Source organism: Stenotrophomonas sp. P5_A9 (assembly GCF_056400525.1).
This window is the reverse complement of record NZ_JBFULC010000092.1, coordinates 1-9976: the sequence shown is the minus strand read 5'-3', so window position 1 is coordinate 9976 and position 9976 is coordinate 1. Positions and strand designations below refer to the sequence as shown.

General features: G+C 64.9%; 8 protein-coding genes and 5 tRNA genes. All 13 read left to right on the top strand.

Features of this window, described 5'->3' with window-relative positions:
* The coding region (locus tag AC1DR7_RS19090; protein ID WP_478054549.1) for an integrase core domain-containing protein at nt 1-169 on the top strand (169 nt) is incomplete at its 5' end.
* 276 nt (nt 170-445) lie between these two features.
* Nucleotides 446-709 carry a hypothetical protein gene (locus tag AC1DR7_RS19085; protein ID WP_457321100.1) on the top strand — a complete coding sequence of 88 codons (264 nt, stop codon included), beginning with the start codon at nt 446-448 and terminating at the stop codon, nt 707-709.
* 64 nt (nt 710-773) lie between these two features.
* Nucleotides 774-2108, top strand: a complete 1335-nt coding sequence (locus tag AC1DR7_RS19080; protein WP_457321098.1) for a chloride channel protein — start codon at nt 774-776, stop codon at nt 2106-2108.
* A gap of 90 nt (nt 2109-2198) precedes the next feature.
* A tRNA-Leu gene (locus AC1DR7_RS19075) sits at nt 2199-2283 on the top strand.
* A gap of 236 nt (nt 2284-2519) precedes the next feature.
* Nucleotides 2520-3815, top strand: coding sequence for a trigger factor (tig, locus tag AC1DR7_RS19070; RefSeq protein ID WP_256776279.1), 1296 nt, complete (start codon nt 2520-2522; stop codon nt 3813-3815).
* A 66-nt stretch (nt 3816-3881) separates the two neighbouring features.
* The gene (clpP, locus tag AC1DR7_RS19065; RefSeq protein WP_478076619.1) at nt 3882-4508 is read left to right on the top strand and encodes an ATP-dependent Clp endopeptidase proteolytic subunit ClpP; all 627 of its coding nucleotides are present in this window, start codon (nt 3882-3884) and stop codon (nt 4506-4508) included.
* A 126-nt stretch (nt 4509-4634) separates the two neighbouring features.
* Nucleotides 4635-5924: an ATP-dependent Clp protease ATP-binding subunit ClpX gene (gene clpX, locus AC1DR7_RS19060; RefSeq protein WP_256776281.1), complete on the top strand. Its 1290-nt coding sequence runs from the start codon at nt 4635-4637 to the stop codon at nt 5922-5924.
* Nucleotides 5925-6066: 142 nt separating this feature from the next.
* Nucleotides 6067-8532, top strand: a complete 2466-nt coding sequence (gene lon / locus AC1DR7_RS19055; RefSeq protein ID WP_256776282.1) for an endopeptidase La — start codon at nt 6067-6069, stop codon at nt 8530-8532.
* A gap of 205 nt (nt 8533-8737) precedes the next feature.
* Nucleotides 8738-9010 (top strand): HU family DNA-binding protein, encoded by a 273-nt coding sequence (locus tag AC1DR7_RS19050; protein WP_038690141.1) that lies wholly within the window; start codon nt 8738-8740, stop codon nt 9008-9010.
* Between the two features lie 11 nt (nt 9011-9021).
* Nucleotides 9022-9096 (top strand) — tRNA-Val (locus AC1DR7_RS19045).
* Nucleotides 9097-9124: 28 nt separating this feature from the next.
* Nucleotides 9125-9201, top strand: a tRNA-Asp gene (locus AC1DR7_RS19040).
* Between the two features lie 85 nt (nt 9202-9286).
* Nucleotides 9287-9363, top strand: a tRNA-Asp gene (locus AC1DR7_RS19035).
* A 90-nt stretch (nt 9364-9453) separates the two neighbouring features.
* A tRNA-Asp gene (locus AC1DR7_RS19030) sits at nt 9454-9530 on the top strand.
* Nucleotides 9531-9976 lie beyond the last annotated feature (446 nt).

The window sequence follows — 9976 nt, the reverse complement described above, 5'->3', positions numbered from 1 at the left end:
GGTAAATGGGATCTTGAAAGGCGAATTCCTGCTGCATCGCCCTCGGGACCTGGCGCAGGCACGGCAGATGGTGGCCGAGTCGGTGGCGATCTATAACGCCGAGCGACCGCACCTGTCCCTTAAAATGCAGACGCCCGATGCAGTCCATCGGGCGTCCTTGGCCGCCTGACGGCGGCTGAATCATCCGCCACAGGTGTCAACCTATGGCAGGACGGGTCACCGGCGTTCGCGTGGGACGCAACCCGGTAGTGCCGAGCCGCGCTCGGCAACGGTCCAACGCGCGAGGATCTCCATCGCGCACGTCGCTGCCATGACCTCGCGCCGCCCGTCGCGCCGAACACGTCACGGCGTTTTCCCAACCTGCAACGCCGCGCACGGTCTGTGCCTGGCAACCGCGTTTCACTCGACGTACCGCGCCAACGGCGCCTGTTCGAGGGCAGCAACGATGACGCTTCCCACCTTTGCCGGACTCCTGCTGGCCGCCTCTGTCGGTACCGTGCTGGCAGCAGACGCACCGCCGCAGGCCGCACTGCCGTCGGTGCAGGCGCAGAACGCCACCACGGTGGTTCGCCATGACATGGCGCCGGGCACGTTCGTGCCTGCCATCCCGCTCGCAGACGTGCCCGTCCATCCTTACGCGCAGACCGTGCTGCGTACCGACCTTGCCGACGGTGACGTCCAGCCCGCCCAGGCCTTGCCAACCGACTGATTCAGCCGCCGCTGCCGCCAGTCACTGCACATCGCGTGGATCGGTCCGGTGGAACACTATCGACATGGATACCCCGTCACCGTCGTCGCGCACGCGCTTGCTTGGGTCGCGGCAGCAATGGTTCGAGCGCTTCGCCCTGTGGGGCGGTGCGGTCGCCGTCGCGCTGGCGGCCATCGTGTTCGCCAAGGCCAGCGACGCGGCCTTCGCGCTGTTCCGGCGCATCTACGACGCATCGCCCTTGTGGCCCCTGCTGCTCACCCCGGCCGTATTCGGCCTGCTGGCCTGGGTCACCCAGGGCGCCCTCAAATCCACCCGCGGCAGCGGCATCCCGCAGGTGATCGCCGCACTGGACGTGCCCGACGCCGGGTTCCGCCAGCGCAACCTGTCGCTGCCGGTATCCGCAGGCAAGCTGGGGTTGACGGTGCTGGCACTGCTGGGCGGTGCATCGGTGGGGCGCGAAGGGCCGACCGTCCATGTCGGTGCAAGCCTCATGTTCGTGATCGGGCGYGCGCTCGGGTTCCGCGACCCGCGCCACGCCGGCCACTTCCTGCTGGCCGGTGGCGCGGCTGGCATCGCGGCGGCGTTCAACACGCCGCTGGCGGGCGTGGTGTTTGCGATCGAAGAACTGTCCGGGCGGCTCGAGCATCGCTTCTCCGGCGCACTGTTGACGGCGGTGATCGTCGGTGGCGTGGTGTCGCTGGGGCTGCTGGGCAATTACACCTATTTCGGCCGGGTGGATGTGACGCTGCCGCTGGGCATGGGGTGGCTGGCGGTGCTGCTGTGCGGTGTCGTCGGCGGGCTGGCCGGCGGGGTGTTCAGCTGGCTGGTATTGGCTGCCGTGGACGGGCGACCCCGCTGGCTGGGACGCGCGCGGGCGTCGCGGCCGGTGCTGTTCGCCGCCGGTTGCGGGTTGCTGCTGGCGGTGCTGGGGCTGGTGTTCGGCGCGGGCGCCTTTGGCACCGGCTACGAGCAGGCGCGTGGTCTTGTGCAGGGGCAGGGCGTGGTGGGGCACGAGTTCGGGCTGATGAAGTTCGCCGCCAACCTGGTGTCCTATATCGCCGGTATCCCGGGCGGCCTGTTCTCGCCGGCGCTGGCGGTCGGCGCGGGGATCGGCCACAACCTCGCCGCGCTGCTGCCCGGCGTGGACCCCTCGGCAGTGGTGCTGCTGGGCATGTGCGCCTACCTGACCGGCATCACCCAGGCGCCGCTGACCTCGGCGGTCATTTCCATGGAGCTGACCGACAACACCGACATGCTGCTGCCCATCCTGGCCACGGTCCTGCTGGCGCGTGCGCTCTCGTCGCTGGTGTGCCGCCAGCCGATCTATCGGGCACTGGCGCAACGGTTGCTGGATGCGACGCCCGCCCCGTCACCGACGGGGACGGCCCAGGGCACATAGGCCGCGGCGCCAATCCAGGCGCAATAGCGCCCTTGCGGCTTTTTCTTTCCCGCCAGCCCTGCAACAATGGACGGCTGAGCGGTATCGCTCGCGAAAGTGGCGGAATTGGTAGACGCCCTGGATTTAGGTTCCAGTGCCGCAAGGCGTGGGGGTTCGAGTCCCCCCTTTCGCACCAGTCATCCCGGCCCCTGGCCGGCAGGTTGATGGTCGGCACGTCCCGGATCCGGGGAGACGGCCGCATGCTGCCCGGGCAGGCCTTCACGGCCGCTCCGGCCCTGCGCTGGCGGCGCTGGCCGATATCGGCGAAACTACAGGGCTGCGGCGGGCATGCGCGTCAACGACCCCGCGTTCAAAACCCGTTCCATCCATCACATCGTGCCGGGGGCGTTGCCGCCGGTGGCAGGAGTCAACATGCAAGCTTCGATCGAATCCACTGGCAATCTGGAACGCCGCCTGACCTTCTCGCTGCCGGAAGACCGCCTGCAGACCCACATCAGTGGCCGTCTGGGCGAAATCGCCCGCACCGCGCGCATCAAGGGCTTCCGTCCGGGCAAGATCCCGGCCAAGGTGATCGAACAGCGTTTCGGCCAGCAGGTCCGCAGCGAAGCCGTCGACGGCCTGCTGCGCGAGACCTTCGATGCCGCCCTGCGCGAGCATGAGCTGCGCATTGCCGGCACCCCGCGCATCGACAAGGGCGAGGAAGGCGAGTTCTCCTTCGTGGCCACCGTCGAGCTGATTCCGGACTTTGGCGATGTCGACGTCAGCAAGCTGACCGTGGTCCGCCACACCGCCGACATCAACGATGCCGACATCGACCAGATGATCACCAACCTGCGCGAACAGCGTCGCAGCTGGAGCCCGGTCACCCGTGGGGCGCAGGACGGCGACCTGGTTGCGCTGGAAACCTTCTCCCAGGCCGGCGATGAGCGCCTGCCGGCCGAAGGCAGCGAAAAGGGCAGCGTGATCGTGGGTCAGGGCATGATGTTCGAGCAGATCGAACAGGGCCTGATCGGCCTGGCCAAGGGCGAAGAAAAGACCCTGGACGTCGAATTCCCGGCCGATTGGCGCGTTCCGGCGCTGGCCGGCAAGCAGGTCAAGGTCACCGTCAAGGCGGTGGACGTGTCCGCGCCGGTGCTGCCGGACGTGGATGCCGAGTTCATCAAGAGCTTCGGCGTGAAGGGTGGCGACGAGGAGCAGTTCCGCAAGGACATCCGCGCCAACCTGGAGCGCGAACTGAAGGGCGCGCTGATGAACCGCCTGCGCCGTGAAGTGGGCGAGCAGCTGATCGCCGCCTACGCCTCGGTCGAAATGCCGCCGCGCCTGGTCGAGAACGAAGCCCGTGCGATGCTGGCCCAGCAGGTCGAGCAGATCCGTCGCAGCGGCCGCAACCCGGGCGACGTCCCGGCCGACGCCCATGAAGGCTTCAAGGACGCCGCTGCCAAGCGCGTGCTGGTCGGCCTGCTGGTCGGCGAAGTGGCCCGCAAGAACGACCTGCGCCTGGACCCCAAGCGCCTGAATGAAACCATGCGCCTGATTGCCTCCACCTATGAAGAGCCGGAGCAGGTCATTGAGATGTACCGTAATGACCCCCAGCTGATGAGTGGGCTGCAGAATCGTGTGATGGAAGAGCAGGTGATCGACTGGATCGCCGAGCGCGCCCAGCACACCGAAGAACAGCTGTCGTTCCAGGACGCGATCCGCCAGTAAGCGGCCTGCGTTTTACGCCCCGCGCCCCGGCGCGGGGTCGTTCCCCCCAAAATAGGTGCCTCACTAATGGACAACCGAACCACAGCCCTGAACATGGTTCCGATGGTGGTCGAACAGACCAGCCGCGGCGAGCGCGCCTATGACATCTATTCGCGCCTGTTGAAGGAGCGTCTGATCTTCCTGGTGGGCCCGATCGACGATCACATGGCCAACGTGGTGGTGGCGCAGCTGCTGTTCCTGGAAGCGGACAACCCGGAAAAGGACATCAGCATCTACATCAACTCGCCCGGTGGCGTGGTCACCGCCGGCATGGCGATCTACGACACCATGCAGTACATCAAGCCGGACGTGAGCACCATCTGCGTCGGCCAGGCCGCCTCGATGGGCGCGCTGCTGCTGGCATCCGGCGCGGCGGGCAAGCGGTATGCGCTGCCCAACTCGCGGGTGATGATCCACCAGCCGCTGGGCGGCTTCCAGGGCCAGGCCTCGGACATCGACATCCATGCCCGTGAAATCCTGACCCTGCGTTCGCGCCTGAACGAGGTGCTGRCCAAGCACACCGGCCAGTCGCTGGAGACCATCGCGCGCGATACCGAGCGCGACAACTTCAAGAGCGCGGCCGATGCGGTGGCCTACGGTCTGGTCGACCAGGTGCTCGAGCGCCGTCCGGAAGAGTCGATCACCCCGGCGTGATGATGCAGCCAGGCCGGCAAACCGGCTTGTTTCCGCAGGGTCGGGTAGGACTGGTGTCCTCCTGACCCTGTGCTATTCTCGAATCGAACCCCCGTTCAGCGGGTGGGGTAACTGGGTAAGCGAAGCATGAGCGAAGACCGCCAAGGTCGTTCCACGGACACCGGCAAGATCCTCTACTGTTCTTTCTGCGGGAAGAGCCAGCATGAGGTGCGCAAGCTGATTGCGGGCCCGAGCGTGTTCATCTGCGATGAGTGCGTGGAGCTGTGCAACGACATCATCCGTGAAGAACTCGAGGAAAAGGCGCAGTCGGCGCGCAGTTCGCTGCCCAAGCCGCGCGAGATCCTCGAGGTCCTCGATCAGTACGTGATTGGCCAGAACCGGGCCAAGCGCACGCTGGCCGTGGCTGTGTACAACCACTACAAGCGCATCGAGAGCCGCCAGAAGAACGACGAGGTCGAACTGGCGAAGTCGAACATCCTGCTGGTCGGTCCGACCGGTTCGGGCAAGACGCTGCTGGCCGAAACCCTGGCCCGCCTGCTCAACGTGCCGTTCACCATGGCCGACGCCACCACGCTGACCGAAGCCGGTTACGTGGGCGAGGACGTGGAAAACATCATCCAGAAGCTGCTGCAGAAGTGCGACTACGACGTCGAGAAGGCACAGCAGGGCATCGTCTACATCGATGAAATCGACAAGATCTCGCGCAAGAGCGAGAACCCGTCGATCACCCGCGACGTGTCCGGCGAAGGCGTGCAGCAGGCGCTTCTGAAGCTGATCGAAGGTACCGTGGCCAGCGTGCCGCCGCAGGGCGGGCGCAAGCATCCGCAGCAGGAATTCCTGCAGGTGGACACCAAGAACATCCTGTTCATCTGCGGCGGTGCGTTCGCCGGGCTGGACAAGGTGATCCAGGCGCGCTCCAACGACGCTGGCGGCATCGGCTTCGGCGCCAAGGTGAAGAGCTCCGAGCGCAAGCAGGAAGTGGGCAAGATCCTGGCCGAAGTCGAGCCGGAAGATCTGATCAAGTTCGGCCTGATCCCGGAATTCGTCGGCCGCCTGCCGGTCGTGGCAACCCTGGAAGAGTTGGACGAAGCGGCCCTGGTCAGGATCCTGACCGAGCCGAAGAACGCAATCACCAAGCAGTTCAAGAAGCTGTTCGAGATGGAGCACGTCGAGCTGGAGTTCCGTCCGGACGCCCTGGCCGCGATCGCCCGCAAGGCGCTCAAGCGCAAGACCGGTGCCCGTGGCCTGCGTACCATCGTCGAATCGGTCCTGCTGGACACCATGTACGACCTGCCATCGGCAGAGAACGTCAGCAAGGTGGTGGTGGACGAATCGGTGATCGAACACAAGTCCGAACCGTACCTGATTTACCAGACGCCACCGGCGCCTGAACAGAAGGCGGCTGGTGCTGAATAATCGGTTCAAGTAATTGAATTGATAGAAATTTTTCAGAACTGCTTGCATCTAGAAGCCGATGGCCCCATAACGAGGCCATCGGCTTTTTTTGTATCCGGGCGAGGCGCCCGGAGGCCATCCCCACTGTTCCACTGGAGCCCACATGGCCCGTTCCCCTACTGAGACTCTCGACCTGCCGGTACTGCCGCTGCGTGACGTGGTGGTGTTCCCGCACATGGTCATCCCGCTGTTCGTCGGCCGCGACAAGTCCATGCACGCGCTGGAGCAGGCGATGGCGGCGGACAAGCGCATCCTGCTGCTGGCCCAGAAGTCGGCCGAGACCGATGACCCCACCGCCGCCGACCTCTACCAGGTCGGCACGCTGGCGCAGGTGCTGCAGCTGCTGAAGCTGCCTGATGGCACCATCAAGGTGCTGGTCGAGGGACTGTCGCGGGTCAACGTCACCGAAGTCACCGAGCGCGAGAGCGCGCTGCACGGCATCGCCACGGAAATCGAATCGGACGAATCGCGCGAGCCGCGCGAGATCGAGGCGATCGCCCGTTCGCTGATGTCGCTGTTCGAGCAGTACGTCAAGACCAACCGCAAGCTGCCGCCGGAGCTGCTGCAGACGCTGGCCGGCATCGACGAGCCCGCGCGCCTGGCCGACACCATCGCCGCGCACATCAGCGTGCGCCTGGCCGACAAGCAGCGCCTGCTGGAAACGCTGCAGATCGGCGACCGCCTGGAAATGCTGGTCGGCCTGGTCGACGGCGAGATCGACGTGCAGCAGATGGAAAAACGCATCCGCGGCCGCGTGAAGTCGCAGATGGAAAAGAGCCAGCGCGAGTACTACCTCAACGAGCAGATGAAGGCCATCCAGAAGGAACTGGGCGACCTGGACGATGCACCGGGCGAGCTGGACGAACTGGCGCGCAAGATCGCCGAGGCGGGCATGCCCAAGCCGGTGGAGACCAAGGCCAAGGCCGAGCTCAACAAGCTCAAGCAGATGTCGCCGATGTCGGCCGAAGCTGCCGTCGTGCGCAACTACCTGGACTGGCTGCTGGGCGTGCCGTGGAAGAAGCGCACCAAGGTGCGCAAGGACCTCAAGGTCGCCCAGGACACGCTGGACGCCGATCATTTCGGTCTGGACAAGGTCAAGGACCGCATCCTGGAATACCTGGCGGTGCAGTCGCGCGTGAAGCAGATGAAGGGCCCGATCCTGTGCCTGGTCGGTCCGCCCGGCGTGGGCAAGACCTCGCTCGGCCAGTCGATCGCCAAGGCCACCAACCGCAAGTTCGTGCGCATGAGCCTGGGCGGCGTGCGCGACGAGGCCGAGATCCGTGGCCATCGTCGTACCTATGTCGGCTCGATGCCGGGCCGCATCGTGCAGAACCTCAACAAGGTCGGCAGCAAGAACGCCCTGTTCGTGCTGGATGAGATCGACAAGATGTCGATGGATTTCCGCGGCGATCCCTCCTCGGCGCTGCTGGAAGTGCTCGACCCCGAGCAGAACAACGCGTTCAACGACCACTACCTCGAAGTGGATCTGGACCTGTCCGAAGTGATGTTCGTGGCGACCTCCAACTCGCTCAACATTCCCGGACCGCTGCTGGACCGCATGGAAGTCATCCGCATCCCCGGCTACACCGAGGATGAAAAGCTCAACATCGCCATGCGTTACCTGGTGCCCAAGCAGCTCAAGGCCAATGGCCTCAAGCCGGAGGAGCTGGAGATCGAGGCCGACGCCATCCAGGACATCGTGCGCTACTACACGCGCGAATCCGGCGTGCGCAACCTCGAGCGCGAAGTGGCCAAGATCTGCCGCAAGGTGGTCAAGGACATCGCGCTGGCGGGGCCGGTCGCTGCGGTCAAGCCGGCCAAGGTCGGCAAGAAGGCCGGCGCGAAGAAGAAAGCACTCGTGGTGGTCAACGGCAAGAACCTGGACAAGTACCTGGGCGTGCGCCGCGTCGACTTCGGCCGTGCCGAAGAGCAGAACGAGATCGGCCTGGTCACCGGCCTGGCCTGGACCGAAGTCGGTGGCGACCTGCTGCAGATCGAATCGACCCTGGTGCCGGGCAAGGGCCAGCTGATCCTGACCGGCCAGCTGGGCAACGTGATGAAGGAATCGGCGTCGGCGGCACTGTCGGTGGTGCGTTCGCGTGCCGAGCGGCTGGGCATCGACAACGAGTTCCTGCAGAAGCACGACGTGCATGTGCACGTGCCCGATGGCGCCACGCCCAAGGACGGTCCCAGCGCAGGTATCGCGATGGTGACCTCGCTGGTGTCCACGCTGACCAAGGTGCCGATCCGCGCCGAAGTGGCGATGACCGGCGAGATCACCCTGCGTGGCCGCGTCACCGCCATCGGCGGACTCAAGGAGAAGCTGCTGGCCGCGCTGCGGGGTGGCATCACCACGGTGATCATCCCGGAGGAGAACCGCAAGGATCTGGCCGATATCCCGGCCAACGTGACCCGCGATCTGAAGATCATTCCGGTGAAGTGGATCGAAGAGGTGCTGGAGTTGGCGCTGGAGGCACCGCTGACGCCCAAGAAGGCCAAGAAGGATGGGGCGCGCGTCACAGTGCGCAGCAAGGGCAAGACAGCTTCCACGACGCGCGTCAAGCACTGACGCGCCATCTGGAAATCGCCGAAACCCGCGTCGTTATTGGCTTTTCAGCTTGCGCGGGTAGGGGTGCGCTGGTATAAAAGCACCACTCGCGAGTCAGCACTCACTGACGTCGGCGAATCGAGAACTTCACTGGCGTCCGGCCGCATTGTGGGTCGGATGCTTCACTGTCGAATATGCGGAATCCCCGCCAAAGGAGCTGTACAGAATGAACAAGACCGAATTGATCGATGCCGTTGCCGAAGCCGCCGACCTGACCAAGGCCGAATCCAACCGCGCCGTCGACGCCGTCATCGCGTCCATCACCAAGGCCCTGAAGGGCGGCGATGCAGTGACGCTGGTGGGCTTCGGTACGTTCCAGGTTCGCGCACGTGCTGCCCGCACCGGCCGCAACCCGAAGACCGGCGACACCATCAAGATCGCTGCATCGAACAATCCGTCGTTCAAGGCTGGCAAAGCCCTGAAGGATGCCGTAAACTAAGCGGCTTGCTGGGGTGCTTAGCTCAGCGGTAGAGCGTCTCCTTTACACGGAGAGGGTCGGGGGTTCGAAACCCTCAGCACCCACCACAGCACCGCCAGTAAAAGTTTGAAATGTGGAGCGGTAGTTCAGCTGGTTAGAATGCTGGCCTGTCACGCCGGAGGTCGCGGGTTCGAGTCCCGTCCGCTCCGCCAGTTTCGACGAGGCCCCTGAGCAATCGGGGGCCTTAGTTTTCTCGGCGATCGACGTCGTTGAGAAGAGCAGTAAAAGTTTTAGTGCGGAGCGGTAGTTCAGCTGGTTAGAATGCTGGCCTGTCACGCCGGAGGTCGCGGGTTCGAGTCCCGTCCGCTCCGCCAGTTACGAAAAAATCCTCGAGAAAAGCAGCATTCGGGGTAGGTTTTCTGAATATCTTCGGATAGAATGAGCGCCTGCAAAGTTTCAAGCGCGGAGCGGTAGTTCAGCTGGTTAGAATGCTGGCCTGTCACGCCGGAGGTCGCGGGTTCGAGTCCCGTCCGCTCCGCCAATCTTTGAAAAGCCCCTGGTGAAAGCCAGGGGCTTTTTTTTGGTTTTCTCCCAACGAACGGGAGCGTCCTGTTGCAAAGGGCGGAGTGGGTGGCATACGTCTGCACGTGCGTCCGCGTAGTCCGAGCGACGTCGTGGATCGGGTCGCGGCTCCGTTCGGGACTACTGCGAGCGTGAGGGCCCCGCAGCCGCCGGTAGGCCCCTGGCGCAAATGTCCCCCGGCCTGGCGGCCTCCTCCTTGATTTTGCCCAGGGGCCTACCGGCCGCTACGGGGCTCGGCTTGCGGTGAGCAGGTAGAAGCCAAGCTGTTTTGACGCTGGTCGGTGGGTCGGGCGCTGGGCGCCGATGCCCTTTCCGGCGAATGTCCCCCGGCGTCGGCCTTCGGCCGCCCCCTCCTCCTTTATTTCGCCTCCAAGGGCCCCCTCCTCCTTTATTTCGCCTCCAAGG

What these genes read in the sequence shown, in the direction of transcription:
- AC1DR7_RS19085 (WP_457321100.1), top strand. Translation starts at nt 446, where the DNA reads ATGACGCTTCCCACCTTTGCCGGACTCCTGCTGGCCGCCTCTGTCGGT.
- tig (WP_256776279.1), top strand. Translation starts at nt 2,520, where the DNA reads ATGCAAGCTTCGATCGAATCCACTGGCAATCTGGAACGCCGCCTGACC.
- clpX (WP_256776281.1), top strand. Translation starts at nt 4,635, where the DNA reads ATGAGCGAAGACCGCCAAGGTCGTTCCACGGACACCGGCAAGATCCTC.
- lon (WP_256776282.1), top strand. Translation starts at nt 6,067, where the DNA reads ATGGCCCGTTCCCCTACTGAGACTCTCGACCTGCCGGTACTGCCGCTG.
- AC1DR7_RS19050 (WP_038690141.1), top strand. Translation starts at nt 8,738, where the DNA reads ATGAACAAGACCGAATTGATCGATGCCGTTGCCGAAGCCGCCGACCTG.